This is a genomic window from Pseudomonas sp. B34(2017), from assembly GCF_002112915.1.
Taxonomy (GTDB): Bacteria; Pseudomonadota; Gammaproteobacteria; order Pseudomonadales; family Pseudomonadaceae; genus Aquipseudomonas; species Aquipseudomonas pharyngis.
This window is the reverse complement of sequence record NZ_NEJA01000006.1, coordinates 302,792-328,444: the sequence shown is the minus strand read 5'-3', so window position 1 is coordinate 328,444 and position 25,653 is coordinate 302,792. Positions and strand designations below refer to the sequence as shown.

Sequence of the window (25,653 nt, the reverse complement as noted above, 5' to 3'; positions counted from 1 at the left end):
GCGGGGGAGGGACGTCAGGAATCGCGCGGATTCTTTTGCACCGCAGCGCCTGCCACTCGGGCAGCAGGTCGGGTTTGCATCAGCGCATCGATCGCCTTGCGATAGTTCTGTCCGCCCAGCGCCATGCTGTTGTTGTGGGTTGCGCCGGGCACCAGCAGCAGGCGTTTCGGCTGCCGGGCGGCGGCGAACAGCTGTTCGCTGAAGCGTGACGGCACGAAGGCGTCGGCCAGACCGTGCACCACCAGCAACGGCATGTGGATTTCGGCGATCTTGTCGATGGAGTCGAATTTCTGCGACAACAGCCAGCGTACCGGAAGGGAGGTGTTGGCCACGGCTGCCGCAACATCCGCCAGGGAGGTAAACGTGGATTCGATGACCAGCCCGCGCACCGGCAGTGGGGTGTGATTTCTGGCGGCATCGCGACCGAGTTCGGCAGCCAGATCGATGGCGACCGCGCCGCCCAGCGAGTGCCCGTAGATCAGGCGTTTGTTCGGGTCAGGTTGCAACAGCTGGAAGCGTTCCCAGGCCACCCGCGCATCCTCGTACACCGTGCTTTCCGACGGCAGGTCGCCGTGGCTCTGGCCGAAGCCGCGATAGTCGATGGCCAGTACCGAATAACCTGCCGCGCGCAATTGTTCGATACGAAACAGCTGCCCGGTGAGGTTCCAGCGCACGCCATGCAGATAGAGGATGGCCGGTGCATCGGCGCGCTCCGCCGGCCACCACCAGGCGTGAATGTTTTGTCCGGCCTTGAAGCTTTTCGGTTGCAGGTCGAGTTCCTGCACGCTGCCGGGCAAGCCGTGATACCAGCCGGCGGTGCCCGGCTCGATGCGAAACAGCAGTTTGCGCTCGGTGTGTTCCAGGACGGCACAACTCGCCGGCACGCCGATGATCAGGGCGGCCATGCAGGCGAACGCCAGACGGCGGCGTCGAAGTCGGGTCATGAAGGCAAGGAACATTAAACGTTTCACCAAGGCGCGGACAAAGAACGCTTTTTACCAGATGCCTTGACCCGCGCGTGACATTTTCGACCACCGCAAGCCTGCAACGATTACAAAATGCTGCAACGACTCAATCGATCTTCAGCACGATCTTGCCGATGTGGTCGCCCGCTTCCATGTGCGCATGGGCCTTGGCTGCGTCGGCGAGCGGGTAGACCTTGTCGATGATCGGCAGGCAACGCCCGGCAGCCAGCGCCGGCCAGACGTGTTCGCGCAATTGATCGGCGATGGCGGCTTTTTCCGCCGAGGTACGGGCACGCAGGAGGGAACCGGTGACCACCGCACGCTTGCCGAGGATCGCCAGCAGATCGATGTCGTTGGCCCGCGCGCCGCCGAGGAAGCCGATCATTACCAACCGCCCATCCATCCCCAAGGCGCTGATGTTCCCGTTGAGGTACGAGCCGCCCATGATGTCGAGGATCACATTGACGCCCTGGCCGGCGGTTTTCTCGGCGATGACCGCGGCGAACTCCTGTTCCCGGTAGTTGATCGCTTCCCCGCCAAGGTTACGGATCGCCGCGCATTTGTCGGGGCTGCCTGCGGTGGCGAAAGCTTCGATGCCAAACTCGCGGCACAGCATCAACGCGGTGGTGCCGATGCCGCTGGTGCCGCCGTGAATCAAGGCGCGCTCGCCACGGCTGGCGCCGCCAAGGCCGAACAGGTTGGCCCATACCGTGAAAAAGGTTTCCGGAATGGCCGCAGCCTGGATCCAGTCCAGCCCATCGGGGATCGGCAGGGCTTGGCCAGCCGGGACTGTGCAGTATTCGGCGTAACCTCCGCCATTGGTCAGCGCGCAGACCCGGTCACCGACCACGAATGCGCTGACACCGCTGCCAACTGCTACGACCTCGCCGGCCACTTCAAGGCCCGGGATCGGGTTCATGCCGGGTTTCATCGGGTACTTGCCGGCGCGTTGCAGGGCGTCCGGGCGATTGACGCCGGCGGCGTGCACACGGATCAGCACTTCGCCTTCTGCGGCGACCGGCAGCGGTACGCGTCGGGATTGCAGAACCTCGGGCCCACCCGGTTCGGTGATTTCGATTCGGGTCATTTCAGTGGGCAACGTCATTTTCGATTCCTCTTGAAAAAGTGGTCAGTAGATGGGAACGCAGTCAGGGCGCAATGATTCCCGTCATTCGGCGCAGCAGCGTTGTTCGACGGAGGAGGGCAGCCATTTCATGGCGTGCTCAAGTATCAGCGCGATCACGATGGCACCGCCGGCAATCACGAAGAGCAGCGCATGTTGTCCGCCCGTGGCGTTGAACAGCGCCGAATAGGCGAAGCCCGCCAGCGCCTGAAACGTGGCGAACGACACCGTGGCCCGGCTCCACGCCACCTGTTGGCGATGGTGATCCGGCACCAGCTCATGCACCCGGGCCAGTGCTAGCGGCACAATGCCCGGCGGAAATGAACCAAGGATCACCGCCAGCAGCGCCAACGCCAGGAACGAATGTGAAACCGCCAGCAAACCCAGGGTGATCGCCTGCACCACCAGCACCAGACGAATGCCGGTCCGCGCGCCAAGGTGATCGGCGAGGAAGCCATAACTCACCGGGCCGACGATGGCGCCCAGGCCGTACATGACCCAGATCAGCGCGCCGACGTGCGCCCCGGCGCCCAGGCCACGGGCGACGTAATCCACCAGGAAAACCATGGCCGGCACCAGCCCGGCGGCCATGAATGCGTATTGGGCAAACAGCAGATAAACAGCAGGCGGTGTCGGAGCGACCGGTTCCACTTCAGCGGTGGTGGTGATTGCATGGGGCAGCTGCGAGGGCCAGCCGAACCAGCTCAATGCCGTCAGTGCCAGCGACAAAGCGCCCAATCCCAGCCAGGTCGCCTGCAGGCCAAGGCTCAACAGCAGCGGAACAATCGTGCCCGAACCGGCGATGCCCAGACCGATGCCGAGGAAAATCGCCCCACTGGCCAGGCCCTTGCGCGCGGCGGGTACATGGGGCAGTACGGTCGCAGCCACCAGCACCATGATCGCGCCGCCTGCGATCCCGGACAGCAGGCGCCAGCCGAAATACCAGCTCACCGACACGGGATACGCACAGGCAAAAAACGCCACGGTCACCGCCAGCATCATCAGTCGCAAGGCATTTCTCTGGGTGAGACGACGTGCCAGCGGTCGGCCGAGGAGGGCGCCGATCAGGTAACCGACCAGGTTGGCCGCGCCGAGATAGACCACATCATGGGCGGAAAACCATTGGGCCTGAATCAGCGAAGGGATCAGCGGCGTGTAGGCGAAACGCGCCAGACCGATGCTGACCAGGCTGGCGCAAAGTCCGGCGAAGATCGCCAGCCAGACACTTGTGTCCGGACGTTCGGGCGAAACAGTTGAAGTGTGCATGACGGCAATCCTTTGAAAGGTTTATGGCGCCCAGCATATCGGCTATCGTTGCTGCGTTAATGCAGCGAGTTTGCGTGATTGTGATGCGTTTATGCATCAATGGAGAACGGTATGAACTGGGATGATGCACGGGTGTTTCTTGCGGTCTGCCGCGAGTCGACATTGCGCGGCGCCGCGCGCGTGCTGGGCGTGGATCAGGCAACGGTCGGGCGCCGCATCACGGCACTGGAAAAGTCGCTGGGCGCGACCTTGTTTCTGCGCACCTCCGAGGGCTATGCACTGACGGCCGTCGGCGAAGCGGCGCTCAAGTCGGTGGAAAAAATGGAGCATTCGGCGCTGGAGCTGGAACGGCGTATCCAGGGCCTGGACGATCGCCTGACCGGCAGTGTGCGAGTCAGCACCACCGATTCGCTGGCCATCGACTTCCTGATCCCGGCCATCGCGCAGTTGCACGAACGGCATCCGGACGTGCGTGTGCAACTGGACGCCTCCACGCAAATCCTCAGCCTGGCCAAACGTGAAGCGGACATCGCCGTGCGCAACACCCGTCCGGACAATCCGGACCTGATCGCTCGGCGCATCGCGCGTTGGCCGGTGGGGCTGTTTGCCTCGCAGGCCTATGTCGACAGCCATGGCGTGCCGGCGCCGGGCAGTGCGTTCGAGGGCCATGATCTGGTGGTGTACCAGCCGTATCTGCAGGGCAACAAGGATCTGACCCTCGTGTCGGAACCCATGACTCGCGGGCGGATCGTCGCCGGTCTGAGCTCCAGCCTGTTGGTCCGCCGCTCGATTGCCGCCGGGTTGGGGGTAGGAGAAATCCCGGTCTACATGGGCGAGCGTGATGGTCTGGTCAGGTTGTGGCCGGAGCGCACGCGTCCGTTGCCTTATGAAGTGTGGCTGGTGACCCATGCGGATTTACGTCACACCGCGCGGGTCAGAGCGGTGATCGAACACATTGTCGAAGCGTTTGTGCTGGAAAACGAATAGTTGTTCTGCGAAAAAAAACGGCCTTCACTGAAGGCCGTTTTTTGGGAGCGTCGAAACCGCTGCCTCATGGCATTTCCGGCAGTTCCTGCGGGCGCAGATCAAACACCAGGACTTCGGCATTCTGGCCATTGCTCAGGGTCAGCGCCTGTTCTTCACGAACCCGCACGCCGTCGCCTTCCTTCAACTGCACGCCGTTCAGTTCAACGCTGCCGCGAGCAACATGCACATAGGCGTAGCGATTGGCGGGCAGCTTGAGGGTGGCGCTTTCCTGGCCATCGAACAGCCCGGCATACACCCGTGCATCCTGGCGCACTTTCAGCGAGCCGTGGCTGCCTTCGGGCGAAATGATCAGTTGCAGGCGACCGCGTTTTTTCTGTTCGCTGAAGTGTTCTTGCTGGTAGCGCGGTTTGGCGCCGCTGACATCCGGCACGATCCAGATCTGCAGGAAGTGCACAGGCTTGCTCGCCGAGTGGTTGAACTCGCTGTGGGCCACGCCGCTGCCGGCGCTCATCAGTTGCACATCGCCGGGGCGGATCACCGAGCCGGTGCCGAGGGTGTCCTTGTGTTCAAGGGCGCCTTCGAGCACATAGGAGAAAATCTCCATGTCACGGTGCGGGTGCTGGCCAAAGCCCTTGCCGGCGGCGACGCGGTCATCGTTGATCACCAGCAGGTCGGAGAAACCCTGTTCACGCGGGTCACGGTAGCTGGCGAAGGAAAAGGTGTGGAACGACTTCAACCAGCCATGATTGGCCAGACCACGGTCGGAAGCTTTACGAAGGGTCAGCATGATGAAATCTCCTTTCAGGACGTTGATTCGTCCGAGTGAGGAGAAGGTTACTGGTTACCCTGCGATGCAATAAGTAGATGAAAATTGAAATACTGTCCTGTTTTGGTTGACAGTTGTGTGCACTGGATCACGCATTCTTTTCCAACGTTTTCACCGTATCTGGCCATAATGCGCAGACTTATGACTTTGCTTGGATTTTGGTGATGCCCACATGAAGACCGTGGCAATGGTGCTGTTTCCGGATTTTCTGCTGCTCGACATGGCCGGACCTCTGGAAGTCTTTTCGGTTGCCAACCGCTACCTGAAACCGCAAGACCACTATCACCTGACCACCCTGGGCACCGAGCGCGGGCCGTTGCGTGCGTCCAATGGCGTCCTCGTGCACACCGATCGGCATATGGACGAAGCCGATGAACGCTACGACTTGCTGCTGGTGCCGGGCGGCCCCGGCGCCTACAACGAAAAACACCCGCCGCTGCTCGCCTGGCTGCAAGGCGCGGTCACGCGCGCCGGGCAATATGGCTCGATCTGTACCGGCGCTTTCGTGCTGGGCCATGCCGGACTGCTCGACGGCTATCGTGTGACCACCCACTGGAATTACACCGAACGCTTGATCAAGGGCTTTCCGAAGGCAAACGTCGCGACCGACCAGATTTTTATTGAGGATCGCAACCTGATCACCTCCGGAGGTGTCACGGCCGGCATCGATATGGCGTTGGCGGTGGTCGCTCGCGATCATGGCAAAAAGATTGCCCAGGACGTGGCCAAGGTGCTGCTGGTCGTCATGAAGCGCCAGGGCGGGCAAGCGCAGTTCAGCCCGTTGATGGCAGCGGTGGCGCCCCAGGAAACGCCGATTACCCGGGTGCAGAACCATGTGCTGGAACATCTGGAGGAAGCCTTCACCGTCGAGCGCATGGCAAGTCTTGCGAACATGAGTGCACGACACTTCGCTCGGGTATTCGCCCGCGAGGTCAACATGACACCCATGGAATTCCTGCAAAGTGCACGTATCGATTGCGCGCGAAATCTGCTGGAAACCAGCGATCTGCCGCTGAAAACCGTGGCCTACAAAAGCGGTTTCGGCAGTGTGCGGCACATGCGGTTTCTGTTCGGCGAAAAGCTCGGGCTGACCCCCACGCAATATCGCGAACAGTTCAGCTAGAGCGGTTCTGTCCGTTCCGGGCATCCGGATGTCCGTGCTGGACCCCGCGTGGTGGTTGTACCGTCATCGAGGCCTGCGAAGATAGCGGACATGAACAGCCTCAACGAATTGAACTCGGCGTCGGTCCTGCGCTTCGGGCCGTACGCGTTCCATTTGCGCCAGCGGCTGATCCTCGAAGGGGATCGGCAATTGCGCATGGGCGGGCGTGCGCTGGACATTCTGCAAGTGCTGGTCGAGCGCGCCGGCCAGGTGGTCAGCAAAGAGCAATTGATCGCGCTGGTGTGGCCGACCTCGGTGGTCGAGGAGATCAACCTGCGGGTGCACATCGCCGCGCTGCGCCGGGCCCTCGGCGACGGCGAAAAAGGCCAGCGCTATATCGTCAATGTGCCGCAACGCGGGTACAGCTTCGTGGCACCAGTGCAGGGCGACAGCGCCGCCCACGTGGTGTTCGAAAACCTGCAAGCGCCCCAACACAATTTGCCCGCACGACTGACGCCGGTCACCGGGCGCGATTCACTGGTCGGTGGTCTGGTCCGGCAATTACCGCTGTCCCGGCTCCTGACGGTGACGGGGCCTGCCGGCGTTGGCAAAAGCACCGTGGCACTGCGCGCAGCGGAACTGCTGCTGCAGCATTTTCGTGACGGCGTGTGGCAGGTGGATCTGTCGCTGGTCGGCGATGACATCCCGCTCCTCGATCACCTGCTGAAAACCCTCGACACTGATTTCCCCACCCTCGCAGCGCGTCACGCCTTGCTGGTGCTGGACAACTGCGAGCATCTGCACGAAGCCTGCCGGAACCTGGTGCAAAAACTCCTCGACGCCGCGCCCCGTCTGTCGATCCTGGCCACCAGCCGCGAACCGTTGCGTCTCGGTCTGGAAGTCCTCCAGCCGCTGCCGCCCCTGACCCTTCCCAAAGCCTCGGCGCTCAACAGTGTCGCCGAGGTCATGAGCTATTCGGCGGTGCAGCTGTTTGTCAGTCGTGCTCGCGCGCGTCAACACGGCTTCAGTCTGCGTGGACAGGATCTGGAAACGCTGCGCGATATCTGTCGGCGGCTCGATGGTCTGCCGTTGGCGATCGAACTGGCAGCGGCACAGATCGATGCCTTGGCGCTGGTCGGCCTTCAGACGCAACTGGATCAAGGTCTGCAAGTGCTGAGTCACGGTCGCCGCACCGCCGTGCCACGCCATCAGTCGATGAAGGCCGCGCTGGACTGGAGCTATCAGCGCTTGAGCGAGCAGGAACAACGCGTGCTGCAACGCTTGTCGGTGTTCAAGATGGCATTCACCCTGGACGCCGCTATCGGCGTGATCAGTTGCGCGCAACTGCCACCCTCGAGGCTGGTGGCCGTGGTTGAGCAGTTGGCGGTCAAATCGTTACTGACAACGGACCGATCCAGCGGAACGCTGCGCTATCGAATGCTCAACACCACGCGCCGCTATGCCCGTGAACGGCTGGAGCAGTGCGGCGAGCTGAATGATGTCGAGCGTCGACACACGCGTTACCTGGGCCGCACCCGGCCGGCCTCAAGCGGCCGACTGAGCGCGCAGTTCGTCGAGCAGTAGACGTACCTTGCGCAAGTCCGGGGTGGCATAACCTTCGGTGAAGCGCTGGTAGATCGGAGTCAGCAATTCTAGCGCCTCGTGATAACGCGACTGGCGCTGCCACAACTGAGCCAGCGACGTTGCGCTGCGCAGTTCCCAGGCCAGGGCTCCTTGTGTCCGTGCTATCTCAAGGGATTGCTGCAAGGCGCTTTCGGCCGTGTGATGACAGGGCGAATCAGCCGCCAGCAACCGCTCGGCCCGGGCCCGCAAAATCTCCGCAGTACTCCAGCCGGCCGCGCCGCTTTGTGCTCGTTCGAGCAACGCATCATCAACGAAACCCGGATCCAGCGTGACCATGATTTCCCTGACCAGACCGCTGTCGGCGGGCGGGATGGCGGGGGCCTTGTCAGCATCGATCACCTGCGCATAGTGTCGCGCCCACGTATAGAACAGCAGCACCGAATGCTTCTGCGCCTGTTCGAGCAGCAGTTGCAGCAACGCGCGGGCGTTTTGTACGTCGCCGTTGTAATGGGCGATCAGGCACGAGGCGAGTGCCAGGGTGTAGCAGATCGAAGTGCCGTGGTTGATCTGCACCGCGATGTCCAGTGCCTGCCGCGCCGTGCGCCAGGCCTGCTCGGGAAAACCTTGCAACCACAACACCCGGGCGAGGACGGTCAGCGAGGCGACGCTCTGGTCGTATTGCACGCCGAAACCGTGAGTGAAGCGGTTGAGGTGGCCGCTGTGGGCCATGCGCTGAATGACCTGTTCGGCGTGGATTCGCGCCTGATGCTGATCGCCGGCGTAATGCAGCGCGAGCACCCGCAAGCGATGGGTACTCAAGGACAACTGCGCATCGCCGTGCACGCCGAGACTTTCGAATTGCTCGCTCTGCTCCAGCGCCATCTGGTAATGCCCGCAACTGAGATTGACCGCCATGTGCCCCGACACCGCGCGCAACTGGCCGGCCATGTCGTCGTGCCGTTGCGCCAGCAGCCGGGCGCTGACGAAGGCCTCGATGGTTTCCGGCGTGCCGCCCCAGGTGTGGTAGCAGGCGCTGCCGAGGGCCAGTTTCAAGGCGATTTCCAGTCGCGGGCAGGGCTCGTCGGATGACGCCAGCAACGCCAGTGCCCGGCGCACATGAACGCCGTACTCCTTGAGCAGGGACAGTTCCTGCCACAACGGTGCCGAGGTCGCCGTCAGGCTTACGCCGAGCGCGCGCGAGCCTTGGTCATTCAGCGTCCACTCAAGCGCCGCGCGCAGGTCTTCAAGGCCCCGGGCGTAACGCTCGATCCAGACTTCGGTCGCCGTGTTCTCCCAATCGGCCTGGGCCTGATGCATCAGCGCCAGGCTGCGTTCGGCATGGCGCTCGCGGGTTTCGCCGAGTTCGGCGGCCTGGTCGAGCTTTTCCAATGCATAGCGACGAGTGGTGTCGAGCAGGCGATAGAACACCTCTTCATCGCCGACCTCGACGTTGAGCAGCGACTTGGCGACCAGTTGTGTGATCGAGGCAAACACTTCGTTCGATTCGATGTGCTGACCGACGATGACCGCCGCCGCAGATTCCAGCGTGAACGCGCCACGAAACACACCCAGTCGGCGCAGGCCGGTCTGTTCGCAGGCGTTGAGCAGATTGAAGCTCCAGTCCAGCGTAGCGCGCAGGGTTTCATGCCGGCCGAGACGAGTCTGATTGCCCGCCGGCAAACGCCCCTGGAGCTGACTCAGCAAACCCTCCAGCCCAAGACCCGCCACCTGCGCGGCGGCCAGTTCCAGTGCCAGCGGGATGCCGTCCAGCCGCCGACAGATGTCGATGATCAAGGGCAGGTCGGCGTTGCCCGGCTCAAAGTGTTCATGAGCCGCCATCGCCCGTTCGACGAACAACTGCAGCGCAGAAAACCCCATCGCCTGATCGCGGTCGAGCACTGCAATCGGTGGCGGGCAATCGAGAGATTCCAGCCGCTGCACATACTCGCCCTCGGCGCGCAGACTTTCGCGGCTGGTGGCCAGAATGTGCACCTGCGGCGCGCCACGCAGAATGCTTTCACTCAGCAACGCCACAGCGTCGATCAAGTGCTCGCAGTTATCGATCACCAGCAGCATCTGCCGCTCGCGCAGGCTGTTGATCAGGCACGCCATCGGCTCGCTGTCATGCAGCGAAAGGTCCAGCAGGGCGGCGAGGTGCGAGCAGATCGAGCCCGGATCGTTGAGCGGTGCCAGGTCCAGCAGCCGAATACCATCGCGATAACGGCCGATCAATTGTTCGGCGACACGCAGGGCCACGGTGGTCTTGCCGATGCCGCCGGGGCCGACCAGAGTGATGCAGCGCTGGCGCGGCAGTTGCGTCATCAGGCTGTCGATCACCGACTGGCGCCCGATCATCCGCGTGCGCCGCAATGGCAGGTTATGTCGACCGAGGTGGGCGGCGGCGGGGCGTTGTTCGATGGATTGCAACACGACCGGCGCGACGAAACTGTAACCACGCTGCGCGACGGTGACGATGTAGCGCTGCCCGGCCTGACCGTCACCGAGGGCCTTGCGCAGTGCGGCCATGTGCACCCGCAGGTTGATGTCTTCCACCACGCTGTCCGGCCAGACCCCGGCGATCAACTGCTGCTTGCTCACCACCTCGCCGGCGTTGGCCAGCAGGATCAGCAAAATGTCCATGGCGCGACGGCCCAGGCGCAAAGGCTGGTCGCCTTCAAGCACCAGCCGCTGGCCGGGGTGGATCCGATAGGGGCCGAAACCGATGGCCTGATTCGGGGAAAAACTCAACCGCTCACTCCTTCGACGTTTTTTATGATCCTGGTCCGCCTCGGTGAAGAGTCCGTGACGGGCAGGGCGGATGGCGACTTGAGGGGCACGCAAGCCGTCTGAACCGCAGTATCCGGGCATATTCCTCAGGATTTGGCGCCAGCGCAATGTGCACGTTGGGCGCGCGTCCGGGAATCGCTCGGCCTCCAGTGCCGTCACCACTGTATTTAAAGGGTGGAAACCGTGCCCGCTGACCCGACAGTCGGGGAGAATTAACAACGATTAACTCGTCCGTGCCGGCTTCAGAGCCAAAACTGCGGGGCAATGGAATGCATACGTCCGGAGGACGCTGCGATGAGCAAGGTGGTGGTGGTCTATCACAGTGGCTACGGGCATACCCGCGTCATTGCCCAGGCTGTGGCCCAAGGTGTGGAACGCCACCTGGGCAGCACCTGCCTGTTGCTGGCCGTGGAAGACGTGGAAGCCCACTGGGATGACCTGCACCGCGCCGACGCCATCATTTTCGGCGCGCCGACCTACATGGGCAGCGCGTCGGCGGCGTTCAAGCAATTCATGGAGGCCACGGCTTCGTTCTATCTCGCCCGGCCGTGGCGCGACAAGCTCGCGGCGGGCTTCACCAATTCCGGCAGCCTGTGCGGCGACAAGCTCAATACCCTGCTGCAAATGGCGGTGTTTGCGGCCCAGCATTCGATGATCTGGGTCGGGCTCGATCTGTTGCCGGCGCGTGCGTGCCAAGGTGTTTTCGACGGTCAATTGAATCGCCTCGGCAGCTCCCTCGGCGCCATGTCCCAATCCAGTGTCGAACAACCGCCCGAACACGCACCGCCGCTGGAAGACCAACAAACCGCCGCGCACCTGGGCGAGCGGGTGGCGCGACTGGCGCAGCGGATGGCTCGCGGATGAAACCGCCTCAGCGGTTTTTCATGACCTGACAACGCCACGCAAACGGATTGATCCCTTCGCTGCGGGTGAAGATGTGGCAGAAGTGCGCCTGATCGCAGAAGCCGCATTCCAGGCTGATCTGCGTGAGGCTGTGGTTGGTCTGCTGGATCAACAGCTTGGCACGGGCAATGCGCTGGGTTCGGATCCAGTCTTGCGGCGAGTACCCGGTACTGCATTTGAACGCCCGGGAAAAATGACTGCGTGACAGTGAGCAGGCGCTGGCCAGTTCGGTGACTTCAAGGCTGTCGCCGAGGCGTTCGAGGATCAGTTGTTTCACCAGCCGCTCGCGCTGCGGGCTGAGGCCGCCGGTGCTGGATTTGCGGTGTTCGCTGGCAGGGGCGAGGGCGACGGTTTGCTGTAAGTGAGCCATGGCCTAGGTCCGTGTCGGGGGGGAACGCACGGTCAGCGCTTTCCCTCAGGTCAAAAAAACAACGCTGCGCAGAGGGATTCATTGTTTGGTGAAGGGCGAGTGCTGACGAGTTAAACGTTGTTAATTCCACCGTCGGCTGCAACTCAGCACACCGTTGCAAGTCGCCATGAGGGGAACCGGGCAGGATGGCGAAGATTGGGGGCGGGCCATAAGGGGCCGCAGAATCGGGCTCGGGCGAGAGGATGCATATGAAAGGTTTGTTCAACGGCGTAATCGGCATGGCGGTGGTCGGTGTGATGTCCAGCGCCATGGCGCAGGCACCGCAGGTCGGCACGCAGGCGCCGGGTTATTTCCGGCTGGCGCTGGGCGATTACGAGGTGACGGCGCTGTTCGACGGCTACAACGATTTGTCGCCGAAGCTGCTGCAGGGCATGAGTCAGGGCCAGATTCGCGCGCTGCTGGCCCGTCGCTCGATTGAAACGCCGGGCGTGCAGACTGCGTTCAATGCGTTCCTGGTCAACACCGGCAAACAATTGATTCTGGTGGATACCGGCGCGGGCCAGTGCATCGGCGCCACTGCCGGCCAGCTCTCGGCGAACATGCAGGCAGCGGGTTACAAGCCTGAGCAGGTCGACGCGATTCTGCTGACGCACCTGCACCTTGATCACGTCTGTGGGCTGGTCGACGGCCAGCAACGGCCGATCTTTGCCAATGCCACGGTTTACACCGCCAAGGCCGAAGCCGATTACTGGCTCGATCCGCAGGCCGAGGCCAAGGCGCCGGCCGGTGCCCGGGAGTTCTTCAAGATCGCCCAGGACTCCACTGCGCCTTACGTGGCGGCCGGGCGCTTCAAGACGTTCGCAGAGGGTCAGTCGCCTTTGCCGGGTGTGGTCGAAGCCACACTGGAAGCCGGGCACACGCCGGGCAGCACCACCTACCGCTTCACTTCGCAGAACCAGAGCATCGTGTTCATGGGCGATCTGGTGCATAACCTGGCGGTGCAGTTTGATCATCCAGAGGTGTCGATCCGCTTCGACGTCAACGGTCAGCAAGCGATCAAGAGTCGCAACGCCGTGTTCAGTGCAGCGGCGGCCAGCAAGACCTGGGTCACGGCTGCGCACTTACCGTTCCCGGGCATCGGCCACATCACGGCAGTCGACAAGCACTTCCAGTGGGTACCGGTTGAATACGGCCCCTACAAACGCGCGGCCAAAGTGCCGCTTATCGAGTAAAGTGCGCAGCTCCCACGTCAGGCTCAAACAAGGAAAACGTGCCCCATGAACCGTAACGATCTGCGCCGCGTCGACATGAACCTGCTGGTGATTTTCGAAGCGCTGATGTTCGAAAAGAACCTGACCCGCGTCGCCGAAAAACTGTTCATGGGGCAGCCTGCGGTGAGCGCCGCGCTGGGGCGTCTGCGCGATCTGTTCGATGATCCGCTGTTGCTGCGCAATGGCCGGGGCATGGAGCCGACGGCGCGGGCGCTGGCGATTCTCCAGGAACTGCAACCGGCGATGGACGTGATTTCCGGCGCGGTCAGCCGGGCCAAGGAGTTCGATCCGGCGACCAGTTGCGACGTGTTTCGCATCGGCTTGTCGGACGATGCCGAATTCGGTCTGTTCCCGCCGCTGCTGCGCCAGTTGCAGGAAGAAGCGCCGGGGATTGTCGTGGTGGTACGTCGCGCCAATTACCTGCTGATGCCGGGGTTGCTGGCGTCCGGGGAAATCTCCGTCGGCGTGAGCTACACCACCGATCTGCCGGCCAACGCCAAGCGCAAGAAACTGCGCGATATTCCCTGCAAGGTCCTGCGCGGCGACAACCGTCCGGGCCCGCTGACGCTTGACGAGTATTGCGAGCGCCCGCACGCGATGGTCTCGTTCTCCGGAGACCTGAGCGGCAACATCGACATGGACCTGGCCAAGGTCGGTCGCAGCCGCCGGGTGGTGCTCGGTGTGCCGCAGTTCAGCGGCCTGCGCGCGCTGCTGGCCGGCACCGAGATGATCGCGACCGTGCCGGATTACGCGGCGTGTGCATTGGTCGAAGGGTGTGCGTTGCGGGCTGAAGATCCGCCGTTTCCGATTGATGCGGCGCAACTGTCGATGGCGTGGAGCGGGGTGCATGACAACGACCCGGCAGAGAAATGGCTGCGTTCGCGGATCAGTCAGTTCATGTCGGTGACGCTGGATATTCCGGCGGTTTAGCGCGTTGTTGAAAGGTGTTTAGCGTTACTTCCGGTAAGCCACAACGCCTTGCGCCTTTGCCTACGTGTACGCCAGAATCCGCCGGCTTGTGCGCCTCTGGGACGGGTTCTATTGTTTGCCGGTCGCTGAAAAACAGCGATCGGGTTTAGCAGCCCGGATCTACTCTAGACGCACAATGCCCTTCGTTCGTGATCAGGCTTACGCCTGACCGTCCACGTTATGGCGGCTTTGCGTGGGGCACTTCGGTGCGCCGGGTTCTAGAGTCCTGGTCTGCTAACCCGCGTACGGCCGCCACCTCTTTCGTTTAGCAGCGAAGCGTGGCGCCTCCACTACTCTAGAGGCTTTATCCATGATCAAACCCACGCCAAACCCGCCTGAAACCGACACTACCTCGCCCTACGAAACCCTCGACTCCAAGAAATTCCACGAAGCCGCCGAACGCGCGCTCGATCATTACCTCAATCCGCTGCTCCCCCGCAAACCGCTGCTCAAACCCAACACCCGCTACCTCATCGCTCCCGGCATCGACAGCGAAGAACTGCTGGCCGACGCCTGCGAAACCCTGACCTCGGCCAAGGTCATGGCCAATGACTTCGCCGGGCTGGTGGACGGCCCGCAGCGGCATGTGTTGCTGGGGATTGCGCAGTTGATCATGTTGGGGGAGCTGGCGGTGAATCGAGTGCTGGATAATCTGGAACTGAAGGCTGAGGCGCCCGCTGTAGCTTGATCGACTGCTCACCTGATCGTTCCCACGCTCCGCGTGGGAATGCAGCCCGGGACGCTCCGCGTCCCAAAGAGCGGACGCAGAGCGTCCATTGAGGCATTCCCACGCAGAGCGTGGGAACGACCGACGGTGCTCTCAAAAAAGAGAGCACACCCATCCAATTTCCCCCCGGTCAATCGTTGCACCATTGCCTGCAATGATTGATCAAGGGTGGGCCCATGAACGCTGTACAACGCAATGACCAGGCGCAAGATCTCGGCCTGCTGTTTCTGCGGGTCGCCGGCGGATTGTTTCTGCTGTTCGTCCACGGCTTGCCCAAGCTGCTGGACTTCACCGCGCAGCTGCAACAGATCGAAGATCCGTTTCACCTCGGGGCCCATCTCACTTTGATTCTGGCGATCTTCGCCGAAGTCCTCTGTCCGCTGCTGATCGTCGCCGGGGTGCTGGCGCGTCTGGCGTGCTTGCCTATTCTCTTTGTGCTGCTGGTGGCGCTGCTGCTTGTGCATCCGCAATGGAGTGTGGCCGAAGGGCAGTTCGGCTGGTTGCTGTTGATCCTCTTCACCACTGTTCTGATCGCCGGGCCCGGACGGCTGGCGCTCAATGTTCGTTTGCCCGGAGTACTCCGTTATGCCTGATGCCCAGACCCTGAAAAAACCGGGACCCGAAGAAACCGTGACGCTGATCGTCAAGCACCGGGTCAAGGCCGGTTTCGAGCAGCCTTACGAAGCCTGGCTGCGCAACATCGTCAGCGTGGCGGGGCGCGAAGAAGGGCACTTGGGCGTGGACGTGATGCGCAGCCAGCAGGGCGGGCTCGCACTGTTCACCTGCGTGCTGCGTTATTGCTCGACCGAGGCGATGCAGCGCTGGCTCGACTCACCGCAGCGTCAGAAACTGATCGACGAAGCTGCACCGATGCTCGCCGACGGCGACCAGACCGAAGTCAATGCGGCCAACGAATTCTGGTTCACGCCGCTGGCCGAGGCTGGCTCACCGCCACCGCGCTGGAAGCAGGCTGTAGTGACGCTGCTGGTGATCCTGCCGCACACCTTGCTGGTGCCGCTGATCTGGGGGCCACTGCTGCAACTCAATGCCTTCCTGTCCAACTACGTGGTCGCCACGTTCCTGATCACCCTGACCATCGTGGTGTCGGTGGTCTACGTGTTCATGCCGCCCGTGACCCGTCTGTTCGCGCCGTGGCTGGAAGCCGGTCAGTCACACAAATACCTCGAATCCAATGCCAATCCGCCGCGCTGAAGCGGCGGGTCCGGGCTCCGTTTCACTTATCTCGAAGGAACTGCGATGAACGCCGATCTGATTCTGTTCAATGGCCAATTTCATACGGTAGACCGCGAAAAACCCCTCGCCAGTGCCGTGGCGATCAAGGACGGTCGTTTCGTCGCCGTCGGTAACGATGCCGAGGCGATGGCCCTCAAGGGCGCCGGCACTCAAGTGGTCGACCTCAAGGGCCGCTGCGTGATTCCCGGTCTCAACGACTCGCACTTGCACCTGATCCGTGGCGGCTTGAACTACAACCTCGAACTGCGCTGGGAAGGCGTGCCGTCGCTCGCCGATGCGCTGCGCATGCTCAAGGATCAGGCCGACCGCACGCCGACTCCGCAATGGGTGCGCGTGGTCGGTGGCTGGAACGAATTCCAGTTCGCCGAAAAACGCATGCCGACCCTCGAAGAAATCAACCAGGCGGCGCCGGACACCCCGGTGTTCATCCTGCACCTGTATGACCGTGCGTTGCTCAACCGCGCCGCGTTGCGCGTGGCCGGCTACACCCGCGACACGCCGAACCCGCCGGGCGGCGAGATCGTGCGCGATGCCAACGGCAACCCGACCGGCATGCTGGTGGCGCGGCCGAACGCGATGATTCTGTACTCGACGCTGGCCAAGGGGCCGAAGCTGCCGCTGGAATATCAGGTCAACTCGACCCGCCAATTCATGCGCGAACTCAATCGCCTCGGCCTGACCAGCGCCATCGATGCCGGCGGCGGTTTCCAGAACTATCCGGACGATTATCAGGTAATCGAACAACTGGCCAAAGACGACCAGTTGACCGTGCGCATCGCCTACAACCTGTTCACCCAGAAGCCGAAAGAAGAGCTGACCGACTTCCAGAACTGGACCGGCAGCGTCAAGTTGCATCAGGGCGATGACTTCCTGCGCCACAACGGCGCCGGGGAAATGCTGGTGTTCTCGGCAGCGGACTTCGAAGACTTCCTCGAACCGCGCCCGGACCTGCCGCAGACCATGGAACAGGAATTGGAGCCGGTGGTGCGCCACCTGGTCGAGCAGCGCTGGCCGTTCCGTCTGCACGCCACTTACAACGAATCGATCAGCCGCATGCTGGATGTGTTCGAGAAGGTCAACCGCGACATTCCGTTCAACGGCCTGCCGTGGTTCTTCGATCACGCCGAAACCATCACCCCGCAGAACATCGAGCGGGTGAGGGCACTGGGCGGCGGCATCGCGATTCAGGATCGCATGGCGTTCCAGGGCGAATACTTCGTTGACCGTTACGGCAAACAAGCCGCCGAAGCCACCCCACCGATCAAGCGCATGCTCGCCGAAGGCGTACCGGTCGGCGCGGGCACCGATGCCACCCGGGTGTCGAGCTACAACCCGTGGACTTCGCTGTACTGGATGGTCAGCGGTCGCACCGTTGGCGGTCTGGCGCTGTACGAAGAAGGGTTGCCACGCAGCACCGCGCTGGAACTGTTCACCCATGGCAGCGCCTGGTTCTCGTCCGAGCAGGGCAAGAAAGGCCAGATCAAGGTCGGGCAACTGGCGGACCTGGCAGCGCTGAGCGCGGACTTCTTCAGTGTCGAAGAAGAAGCGATCAAGTGGATCGAGTCGGTCATGACGGTGGTTGGCGGCAAGATCGTGTACGCCGCCGGCGACTTCGAAGACCTTGGCCCACGTTCGCTGCCGGTGCTGCCGGAGTGGTCGCCGGTGGTGAAAGTCCCGGGCCACTGGCGCCCGAATTCGCCCTTGCAGGCCCAGGTGCACCAGTGCAGCGGCCCGTGCGCAGTGCATACCCACAGCCACGAAAAAGCGCGGATGTCGAATGCGCCGGTCAGCGATTTCGCCGGTTTCTGGGGCGCGTTCGGCTGCTCCTGCTTCGCGTTCTGATCCTATTGAAAAAAGCGTCGCTCTGTGTGAGCGGCGCTCCCCGCAATAACCATCCATCGAGGAGTTTCACATGAGCAACGTTCCTTACAGCCGCCTGAACAAAGACGATGCCGTTGTGCTGTTGGTCGACCACCAGACCGGTCTGATCTCGCTGGTACAGGATTTCTCGCCGAACGAGTTCAAGAACAACGTGCTGGCACTGGGCGACATCGCCAAATTCTTCAACCTGCCGACCATCCTCACCACCAGCTTCGATTCCGGCCCGAACGGCCCGATCGTGCCTGAGCTGAAAGAGCAATTCCCGGACGCGCCGTTCATTGCCCGCCCTGGCCAGATCAACGCCTGGGACAACGAAGACTTCGTCAAGGCCATCAAGGCTACCGGCCGCAAGCAACTGATCATCGCCGGTGTGGTGACTGACGTGTGCGTGGCGTTCCCGACCCTGTCGGCCATCGCTGAAGGTTTTGAAGTGTTCGTGGTCACCGACGCTTCCGGCACCTTCAACACCACCGTGCAACAAGCGGCGTGGGCGCGCATGTCGGCTGCCGGTGCACACCTGCTGAACTGGTTCGCTGTGGCTTGTGAGCTGCAAGTCGACTGGCGCAACGACATGGAAGGCCTGGCGAATCTGCTGTCGCAGCGTCTGCCTAACTACCGCAACCTGATCAACAGCTATACCAAGTTCACTGCCCAGTAATTGGTAGAAAGAGAGATGCCCGCTGAAGAGCGGGCATTTTTTCGTCTGTAGCAAAGGGCTCAGCGCTTTTGCAACCACCCCAAAAACCCACCCTTACGAACCGGCACAGGCTTGGCCATCAACGCCAACCGACTGTTCTGCTGCCGTACCGCCTGCAACTTGTTCAATGCCTGGCCCACTTCACTGCGCTGTTCCATGCACTGGCGAGTCAGGTTCTTGTCGAGGCGATAAATGATCGACGACGTCAGCGCGGTGAACGTCGCTTGCGAAGGCGTATCCGCCAGAATGCTCTGCTCACCCATGACCTCGCTCGGCCCCATGCGCCCGGCCTCGGTGAAGCCATTGCCGTCCGGCACGCTAGCGCTGACCACGCCGGTGGCGATGACGAACAGGCTGTCCGGGACTTCCTCCAGATTGAGCACTACCTGCCCGGCGCTGTACTGCTGCGCGACCATCGACTCGGCGAGGCGATCGCGTTCTTCATGGCTCAGCGAGCGGAAGATCTTCACCTCATCGAGCAACGCGCGGGCGCGGGTCGACGGTTCGATCACGCCGTCCGGGTGCCGCGAAATACCGGCTGCTTCAAGATGGCGGTGGGCGAGGTCGAACAGTTGATTGCGCACGTCGCTTTTCTTGCCCAGTTCGGCGATGAAACCGCTGGCCACGTATTCCGACATTTCTTCGCCGGCCTCTTTCAGTACCGCTTTCGGCGCAGGCGACAACAACAAACTGCTGCTGCCTTGCAGCGTGCGGTCGAGGGCGTCGAGCACCCGGCGCGGGCGGATGTGGTTCGGCACCTTGATGCTGATCGACACGCCGTGCAGGTTGTTCGGCCGGCTGAGGTTGACGATCTTGGCCTTGGCCGCCACCGAGTTCGGTACCACGGCCAGGGTGCCGCTGCTGGACAGCAGGTGCGTGGCGCGCCAGTTGATGTCGAGCACCTTGCCTTCGACGCCGTCGATGACCACCAGATCATCCACCTGATACGGCTTGGTGGTGTTGAGCACGATGCCGGAAAACACATCGGCCAAGGTGCTTTGCAGCGCCAGACCGATGACGATAGCCACCACGCCGGAGGTCGCGAGCAGGCCTTTGACCGGCAGATCCAGCACATAACCGGCCGCTGCGACGATGGCCGCCAGAAACACCAGCGCACCGATCACGTCCTGCAGCAGGCGGCCGCTGTGACCGATGCGGCGCATCAGGATCAGACCGATGACTTCGGTCAGCACCCGCGCGGCGTACAGCCACCAGAGAATCCCCAGCGCCGTCGCCCCGAGTTGCGCCACCGGGTCATCGGCAAACAATGGTGCCTGCAACGGGCTGACGCCGGCGTTGATGGCCAGCGCGCTGAATGCCAGAAACAGCACCAGCCGCACACCGACCCGCGGGGCACGGTGTTTGAACGGCGCCAGATGCCAGAGCAAGGCGTCGAGCGCCAGCAGCAGGGCGCTCCAGGACAGCAGATGGGCAGAAAAAAGGCTCATGAGTCGAACTCCGGCGGGCACAAAAGAAAACGCCACACCCGAAGGTGTGGCGAGGGGTTGCACTCAGTTCAGGTGGGTCTTGAGTTCTGCCGCGGCCTGGCGCACGGCGGCTTTGACTTCAGGAATCCCGTTCAGCGGGTTGAGCAGGCCGAAGTCGTGAATCATCCCGTTGTAACGTACCGAGGTCACCGCTACACCGGCCGCGTCGAGGTGGCGGGCGTAGCCTTCGCCTTCGTCACGCAGCACGTCGAACTCGGCGGTCTGTACCAGTGCGGCGGGCAGGCCCTTGAGCTGTTCGGCGCTGGCGTTGAGCGGCGAGGCATGGATCTGCGCACGCTCGGCCGGGTTGGTGGTGTAGTTGTCCCAGAACCACTGCATCATGCCTTTGGTCAGGAAGTGGCCCTCGGCGAATTGCTGGTACGAGCCGTTATCGAACCCGGCGTTGGTCACCGGCCACATCAGCAACTGGAAGCGCAGCGCCGGGGTTTTCTGTTCCTTGGCCATCAACGCCACGACCGCCGCCATGTTGCCGCCGACGCTGTTGCCAGCCACCGCCAGACGCTTGCCGTCGACGCCAATTTGCTTGCCGTGTTCCGCTACCCATTTCGTCGCGGCGTAAGCCTGATTGATCGCGGTCGGGTACTGCGCTTCCGGCGACGGCGTGTAATCGACGTACACCGCGACCGCGCCAGAACCCACCACCAGATCACGAATCAAGCGTTGGTGCGTCGGGAAGTCGCCCAGCACCCAGCCGCCACCGTGGAAGAACATGAACACCGGCAACTCGCCTTTGACCTTGGCCGGACGCACCACTTTCAGGTTGATCGTCTGGCCGTCGACCTTGATCGCCTTGTCGCTGACTTCAACGCCGGACAGGTCAACCTTCACCGAAGCCTGGGCGCCGGTCAGCACCGCACGGGCGTCTTTCGGGCTCAGTTGCTCAAGGGGTTTGCCACCGCCGGCGGCGAGGGCGTCGAGGAAGGCCTGAGTGTTGTGTTCGACGCCAGTGCTTTCGGCGGCGAAGGCGTTGCCGATGGACAGGGCGAGGAGGGAAGCGGCGAGGGTTTTCTTGATGTTCATGTGCAATTCCTTTTTAAGTCGTTTGAGTTTTTGTATGCCTTGGGATCGGGCTGCTGTGGCGCTGGGCTTCAGGCCTCAGCAACACCGTGAGCACAGATTAATGAGGTGCCGGAAAGTGAAAAAGCGGCTATAAAGCGTTTAACTGTCCACCAGAGAGTGACAATGAACCCGTTCGAAGACATGCGTATTTTTTGCCAGGTCATGGACTCCGGCAGCTTCACGGCGGCGGCCGATCAGTTGGGCCTGTCCAAGCAGTTCGTCAGCCGTCGGTTGATGCAGTTGGAGGAACGCCTCGGCGTGCGATTGCTCAACCGCTCGACCCGGCGCCTGGACGTGACGCCGCTGGGCCAGAGCTATTACGAATCGGCGCTGCGCTTGCTCGGTGAAGTGGAGTCGGTGGAGCAGGGCATCGCCGGGCAGACCGCCGAGCCGCGCGGGGCGATTCGCGTGAGTGCGCCGCTGTCGTTTGCGTTGGCCCATCTGGGCTGTCTGCTGCCGCCGTTTCTGCAGCGTTATCGCGAGGTCACGGTGGAGGTGGACCTGAGCGACCGGCCGGTGGATCTGCTGGGCGAGGGTTACGACCTGGCGCTGCGCATCGGTGTGCTGGAGGACTCGACCCTGATCGCCCGACGCATCGCGTCAGTCGAGCGGGTGTACTGCGCCAGTCCTGCTTATCTGGCCGAGCGCGGTACGCCGGTCAAACCGGAAGATCTGCTTGGCCACGACTGTCTGCCTTACGGCCACGGGCGTTCGGTGCAGTGGCGGTTCAATGCGGGGCAGGGCAAGCCGCTGCTGGTGAATGTCACCGGGCGGATGCGCGTCAACAACGGTGAGTTGCTGCGGGATGCGGCGGTGGCGGGGATGGGGATTACCTATCTGCCGACGTTCATTGTCGGCGCGGCGCTGAAGGATGGGCGGCTGGTGCCGGTGCTGGACGAGTTTCGGCCGGAACCGCTGACGCTGTCGGCGGTGTACCCGCAGCATCGTCAGGCATCACGGCCGGTGCAGGCGTTGATCGAGTTTTTGCGTGAGCGGCTGGATCAGAATCATGTCGCTCTCTAGGTTTTGCGGTGAACTGGTGGGCGCCGATGAGCCCTGTGGGAGTCGGGCTTGCCCGCGATAGCGGTGGGTCAGTTAGTAATGCTTTAACTGACCAGGCCTCATCGCTGGCAAGCCAGCTCCCACAGGGATTGCGGTGCTTTCAGTTCGGGTCAGTTGGCGCGCTTGTCATCGCCAGGCTCGCCGCCGACGTGAACACCGCGATCATCACCGGGTTCGCCCGCGGCATGCAGGCCTCGGTCATCACCGATTTCGCCGGCACGATGTACGCCATGGTCGTCACCGATTTCACCAGCGCGATGTACACCGTGGTCATCGCCGACCTCTCCGGACCGATGCACACCGTGGTCGTCGCCGGGTTCAGAATGCGTGCCGCTGCGACCGGATGACGCCGTGTTGCCGGAGTGGCCCGAGCCGTGGTCACTGCCGCTGTGGCCACTGTTGCCACCGCCGCCACTGCCACTGTTGCCGCCACTGCCGCTGCCGCCGTGACCACCACCATTGCCACCGCCACCACCGCCTCCGCTGCCGCCACCTCCATTACCGCCACCACCGCCTCCATTGCCGCCACCGCCGCCTCCGCTGCCACCCCCGCCGTTACCGCCTCCGCCTCCGCCACTACCTCCACCACCGCCGCCACCACCACTTCCCCCATCCTTGGCCTGAACACTCGACACCCCGGACAGGCTGTCCGGAATCAGTACGGTAGACGCCGACAGGACTGCGCCGATGGCCATTGCGAGCACGAGCTTTTGAATGTGCATATCGTTCTCCGTCTTTGTTGTCTTGATTGGGAACGTGGATGTGGCTTGTTGCGTGTGATCCGACCCGTTCCCGAGGTCAGTGGATACTCGAAGCCAGTTCGAAGATCGGGATGTACATCAGGATCACGATCACCCCGATCAACAGGCCGATGAAGGTCATGAGCAGCGGTTCGAACAACCGCACGAACCACTCGATCCAGCGGCTGATTTCCTCGTCGTAGAAGTCGGCGCTGCGTTCCATCATTTGTCCGAGGTTGCCGGACTGCTCGCCAGCGCGCAGCAGGCGCAGGGACACGGGCGTCACCAGACGGTTGAGCTCCAGCGCAGTGGACAACGACTGCCCCTCGCGCACCCGTTCGCAGGCCTGATCCAGGCGTGCTCGCGAGGCCACGGTGAGCAGGCCCCGCACCATGCCCATGGCCGTCACCAGCGGAATCCCGCCTTGCAGCAGAATCCCCAGTGACCGGTAAAACCGCGCCAGCTCATACATGAAAATCCGCTGGTGCACGGCGGGCAGTTTCTCCACCAGCCGATCCAGCCCACGGCGAAACGCCGGTTGTTTCTGCAGCACGGCGAGGGCGATGACGATCGTCGCCAACAGGCCGAAAAACTCACCCTGATGGGCGTGCAGAAACATGCCGCTGCTCATCAGGATCTGCGACAGCCACGGCAGGTTCGAGCCCAGCCCTTCGAACACCAGGCTGAAGCGCGGCACCACGTAGCCCATCAAAAACAGCACCACGCCACCGCCGACCACCAACAACAAAAGCGGGTAGATCGAGGCGCTGACGATCTTCTGCCGCACTTCGTCCATGCGCTGGCGATAGCTCACGTAACGGCCCAGCGCATCGCCGACCGCGCCGGTCTTCTCGCTGGACTGTACCAGCGCCACGTACAACGGCGGGAACACCGCCGACAACTGGCCGAGCGCCTGGGAGAAGGATTTGCCCTCGTACAGCAGCCGCACCAGCTCGCTCAAGGTTTTGCGGGCGGCGGGGGCGGTTTCTTTTTCGGCCAGGCTTTCCAGCGCATCGATCAGCGGCAGGCCGGCGTTGAGCAGGGTGGTCAGTTCCTGGCTGAACAGCACCAGGTTGAAAGTTTCACGCTTGCTCAGGCGCAACGAACGCCAGTGCCTCTCGGCGTGCAGGCTGACCACGCGCAAGCCCTGATCCTCGGCAATGCGCCGCGCCTCGCTCTGACCCGGCGCCTCGACGCTCAGCGACACCACCCCGGCCTTGCCCACTGCTTTGAGTTGAAATCGCATGCCGTGTGCTCCGCTTATTGCCAGTTGGTGACTTCGGCGTTTTCGCCATCGCCGCCGGGCTGGCCGTCCTTGCCCATTGAGAGCAGGTCGTACTCGCTGTTTTCGCCGGGATAGCGGTAGGTGTAGTTACGCCCCCACGGATCCTGCGGCAGTTTTTTCTGCAAGTACGGGCCGGTCCATTTGGCTTCGTCGCTCGGTGCGGTCACCAGCGCCTGCAAGCCTTGTTCGGTGGACGGGTAGTGGCCGACCTCCAGCCGGTACAGATCCAGCGCCTTGCTCAGGCCTTCGATCTGCGCCTTGGCGACCTTCACTTCGGAACGCCCCAGCTGGGCGAAATATTTGGGCGCGACGATCCCGGCCAACAGGCCGAGCACCACCAGCACCACGAGCAATTCGAGCAGGGTGAAACCGCGTTGGGCACGCGGACGAAATTGCAGCTTCATGATGACCTCCCGTGAGTGGCAGCCGTGTCGCCGAAAGGGCTTATGCAATTGCCATGCTCAGCCCCCGATAATTTCGGCTGTCGGGCTGATGCCCTTGTATTACGGGCTTCTCAAGAGTCGGCACAGTGCTTGCGTACGGCTGATCAACGACGGGTCAGTGGGGCATTTCCCCCAATTTTTCGGGGCCTGTCAGGGGAGGCCCAATGATCCATTCATTCACTGCAGGACTGCTCGGCTGCGTGCTGTCGGTCGGTGCCGCGCAAGCCGATGTCTTCGTTTCCATGGACGCCAAGGGCAGCTACGTGCTGTCGAACGTCCACCGTCCCGGACGCACTTACGAGCGGGTGATTCGCGAGTCCGATGCGCCACTGGTCAGCCTTGACCGGCAACCGCAATTGATCGCCAACCAGCCCTACGCGGAGCTGGTGTCAGCGGCGGCCAGCGCCAATCACCTGCCCGAAGCCTTGCTGCACGCGGTGATCAAGTCCGAATCCAATTACAACCCCGGTGCCACCTCGCCCAAGGGCGCCGGCGGACTGATGCAATTGATGCCCGACACCGCCCGCGAGCTGGGGGTGAAAGACGTCTACGACCCCAAGGCCAACATCCAGGGCGGGGCCAAGTACCTCAAGCGCCTGATGACCCTGTTCGACAACGACATCGCCCTGGCCGTGGCGGCTTACAACGCCGGGCCTGACGCGGTGCTCAGCCGGGGCCGGGTAATCCCGCCGTTCGCCGAAACCCAGCGCTATGTCCCGAGCGTGCTGCGTCAGTACCGGCGCCTGCAGGGGCTGGCGGTGGATGCGCCGTTGTAAAGCTTTTTTTGAAAATCCAGCCCCGGCTTTCCCCACTATCGGGGCAAACCCAAGGGGCCCGGAAAAGT

At 62.6% G+C, this 25,653-nt stretch carries 24 protein-coding genes; 13 read left to right on the top strand and 11 right to left on the bottom strand.

Going from position 1 to position 25,653, the window contains the following annotated elements; translation table 11 throughout:
• Nucleotides 1-14: 14 nt before the first annotated feature.
• The 3 genes from CAF80_RS20810 to CAF80_RS20800 form a co-directional block, all read right to left on the bottom strand.
• Entirely contained in the window at nt 15-959 is a 945-nt protein-coding gene (locus CAF80_RS20810; RefSeq protein ID WP_039771538.1) for an alpha/beta hydrolase, read from the bottom strand.
• 112 nt (nt 960-1,071) lie between these two features.
• Nucleotides 1,072-2,070: an NAD(P)H-quinone oxidoreductase gene (locus CAF80_RS20805; protein WP_085667859.1), complete on the bottom strand. Its 999-nt coding sequence runs from the start codon at nt 2,068-2,070 to the stop codon at nt 1,072-1,074.
• A 63-nt stretch (nt 2,071-2,133) separates the two neighbouring features.
• Nucleotides 2,134-3,354 carry a YbfB/YjiJ family MFS transporter gene (locus tag CAF80_RS20800; RefSeq protein ID WP_085667858.1) on the bottom strand — a complete coding sequence of 407 codons (1,221 nt, stop codon included), beginning with the start codon at nt 3,352-3,354 and terminating at the stop codon, nt 2,134-2,136.
• 111 nt (nt 3,355-3,465) lie between these two features.
• Between CAF80_RS20800 and CAF80_RS20795 the strand changes: the two genes are divergently transcribed.
• Complete coding sequence (locus CAF80_RS20795) at nt 3,466-4,341, top strand: LysR family transcriptional regulator (RefSeq protein ID WP_085667857.1); 876 nt, start codon at nt 3,466-3,468, stop codon at nt 4,339-4,341.
• A gap of 64 nt (nt 4,342-4,405) precedes the next feature.
• Here CAF80_RS20795 and CAF80_RS20790 read toward each other — a convergent pair whose 3' ends face one another.
• Entirely contained in the window at nt 4,406-5,128 is a 723-nt protein-coding gene (locus CAF80_RS20790) for a pirin family protein (protein WP_085667856.1), read from the bottom strand.
• A 211-nt stretch (nt 5,129-5,339) separates the two neighbouring features.
• On the opposite strand from CAF80_RS20790, the gene CAF80_RS20785 reads away from it, so the two are divergent.
• Nucleotides 5,340-6,290 carry a GlxA family transcriptional regulator gene (locus tag CAF80_RS20785; RefSeq protein WP_085667855.1) on the top strand — a complete coding sequence of 317 codons (951 nt, stop codon included), beginning with the start codon at nt 5,340-5,342 and terminating at the stop codon, nt 6,288-6,290.
• A gap of 90 nt (nt 6,291-6,380) precedes the next feature.
• Nucleotides 6,381-7,853 carry a winged helix-turn-helix domain-containing protein gene (locus CAF80_RS20780; protein ID WP_085667854.1) on the top strand — a complete coding sequence of 491 codons (1,473 nt, stop codon included), beginning with the start codon at nt 6,381-6,383 and terminating at the stop codon, nt 7,851-7,853.
• On the opposite strand, the gene CAF80_RS20775 is transcribed toward CAF80_RS20780, so the two are convergent.
• Entirely contained in the window at nt 7,815-10,601 is a 2,787-nt protein-coding gene (locus CAF80_RS20775) for a winged helix-turn-helix domain-containing protein (RefSeq protein ID WP_074687714.1), read from the bottom strand. The genes CAF80_RS20780 and CAF80_RS20775 overlap by 39 nt on opposite strands.
• Nucleotides 10,602-10,934: 333 nt before the next feature.
• On the opposite strand from CAF80_RS20775, the gene CAF80_RS20770 reads away from it, so the two are divergent.
• Entirely contained in the window at nt 10,935-11,504 is a 570-nt protein-coding gene (locus CAF80_RS20770) for a flavodoxin family protein (RefSeq protein WP_074687715.1), read from the top strand.
• A gap of 7 nt (nt 11,505-11,511) precedes the next feature.
• Here CAF80_RS20770 and CAF80_RS20765 read toward each other — a convergent pair whose 3' ends face one another.
• Complete coding sequence (locus CAF80_RS20765) at nt 11,512-11,913, bottom strand: helix-turn-helix domain-containing protein (RefSeq protein WP_039771519.1); 402 nt, start codon at nt 11,911-11,913, stop codon at nt 11,512-11,514.
• A gap of 248 nt (nt 11,914-12,161) precedes the next feature.
• Here CAF80_RS20765 and CAF80_RS20760 point away from each other — a divergent pair, with 248 nt between their 5' ends.
• From CAF80_RS20760 to ycaC, 7 genes are all read left to right on the top strand, one after another.
• Nucleotides 12,162-13,145, top strand: a complete 984-nt coding sequence (locus CAF80_RS20760; protein WP_085667853.1) for an MBL fold metallo-hydrolase — start codon at nt 12,162-12,164, stop codon at nt 13,143-13,145.
• Nucleotides 13,146-13,190: 45 nt separating this feature from the next.
• Entirely contained in the window at nt 13,191-14,114 is a 924-nt protein-coding gene (locus CAF80_RS20755; RefSeq protein ID WP_011333412.1) for a LysR family transcriptional regulator, read from the top strand.
• Nucleotides 14,115-14,463: 349 nt separating this feature from the next.
• Nucleotides 14,464-14,841, top strand: coding sequence for a DUF6124 family protein (locus tag CAF80_RS20750; protein WP_085667852.1), 378 nt, complete (start codon nt 14,464-14,466; stop codon nt 14,839-14,841).
• Between the two features lie 215 nt (nt 14,842-15,056).
• Nucleotides 15,057-15,473 carry a DoxX family protein gene (locus tag CAF80_RS20745; protein WP_085667851.1) on the top strand — a complete coding sequence of 139 codons (417 nt, stop codon included), beginning with the start codon at nt 15,057-15,059 and terminating at the stop codon, nt 15,471-15,473.
• Entirely contained in the window at nt 15,466-16,092 is a 627-nt protein-coding gene (locus tag CAF80_RS20740) for an antibiotic biosynthesis monooxygenase (protein WP_074687719.1), read from the top strand. The genes CAF80_RS20745 and CAF80_RS20740 overlap by 8 nt, the downstream gene beginning before the upstream one ends.
• 45 nt (nt 16,093-16,137) lie before the next feature.
• Nucleotides 16,138-17,976, top strand: a complete 1,839-nt coding sequence (locus CAF80_RS20735) for an amidohydrolase (protein WP_085667850.1) — start codon at nt 16,138-16,140, stop codon at nt 17,974-17,976.
• Between the two features lie 70 nt (nt 17,977-18,046).
• Nucleotides 18,047-18,673 carry an isochorismate family cysteine hydrolase YcaC gene (gene ycaC / locus CAF80_RS20730; RefSeq protein WP_039771508.1) on the top strand — a complete coding sequence of 209 codons (627 nt, stop codon included), beginning with the start codon at nt 18,047-18,049 and terminating at the stop codon, nt 18,671-18,673.
• Between the two features lie 59 nt (nt 18,674-18,732).
• On the opposite strand, the gene CAF80_RS20725 is transcribed toward ycaC, so the two are convergent.
• Together CAF80_RS20725 and CAF80_RS20720 are read right to left on the bottom strand one after the other, a co-directional pair.
• Nucleotides 18,733-20,160 carry a mechanosensitive ion channel domain-containing protein gene (locus CAF80_RS20725; protein ID WP_074687720.1) on the bottom strand — a complete coding sequence of 476 codons (1,428 nt, stop codon included), beginning with the start codon at nt 20,158-20,160 and terminating at the stop codon, nt 18,733-18,735.
• Between the two features lie 63 nt (nt 20,161-20,223).
• Entirely contained in the window at nt 20,224-21,240 is a 1,017-nt protein-coding gene (locus tag CAF80_RS20720) for an alpha/beta hydrolase (protein ID WP_074687721.1), read from the bottom strand.
• 162 nt (nt 21,241-21,402) lie between these two features.
• Between CAF80_RS20720 and CAF80_RS20715 the strand changes: the two genes are divergently transcribed.
• Nucleotides 21,403-22,302, top strand: a complete 900-nt coding sequence (locus tag CAF80_RS20715; protein ID WP_074687722.1) for a LysR family transcriptional regulator — start codon at nt 21,403-21,405, stop codon at nt 22,300-22,302.
• A 149-nt stretch (nt 22,303-22,451) separates the two neighbouring features.
• Here the strand turns inward: CAF80_RS20715 and CAF80_RS29155 are convergent, their stop codons facing one another.
• From CAF80_RS29155 to gspG, 3 genes are all read right to left on the bottom strand, one after another.
• A complete protein-coding gene (locus CAF80_RS29155; protein ID WP_074687723.1) occupies nt 22,452-23,063 on the bottom strand; it encodes a hypothetical protein in 612 nt (203 codons plus the stop codon).
• A gap of 76 nt (nt 23,064-23,139) precedes the next feature.
• Nucleotides 23,140-24,327 carry a type II secretion system F family protein gene (locus CAF80_RS20705; RefSeq protein ID WP_007956102.1) on the bottom strand — a complete coding sequence of 396 codons (1,188 nt, stop codon included), beginning with the start codon at nt 24,325-24,327 and terminating at the stop codon, nt 23,140-23,142.
• Between the two features lie 14 nt (nt 24,328-24,341).
• Nucleotides 24,342-24,770 carry a type II secretion system major pseudopilin GspG gene (gspG, locus tag CAF80_RS20700; RefSeq protein ID WP_074687724.1) on the bottom strand — a complete coding sequence of 143 codons (429 nt, stop codon included), beginning with the start codon at nt 24,768-24,770 and terminating at the stop codon, nt 24,342-24,344.
• Between the two features lie 203 nt (nt 24,771-24,973).
• Here gspG and CAF80_RS20695 point away from each other — a divergent pair, with 203 nt between their 5' ends.
• Nucleotides 24,974-25,585, top strand: a complete 612-nt coding sequence (locus CAF80_RS20695) for a lytic transglycosylase domain-containing protein (protein ID WP_074687725.1) — start codon at nt 24,974-24,976, stop codon at nt 25,583-25,585.
• The last annotated feature ends 68 nt before the right edge of the window (nt 25,586-25,653 follow it).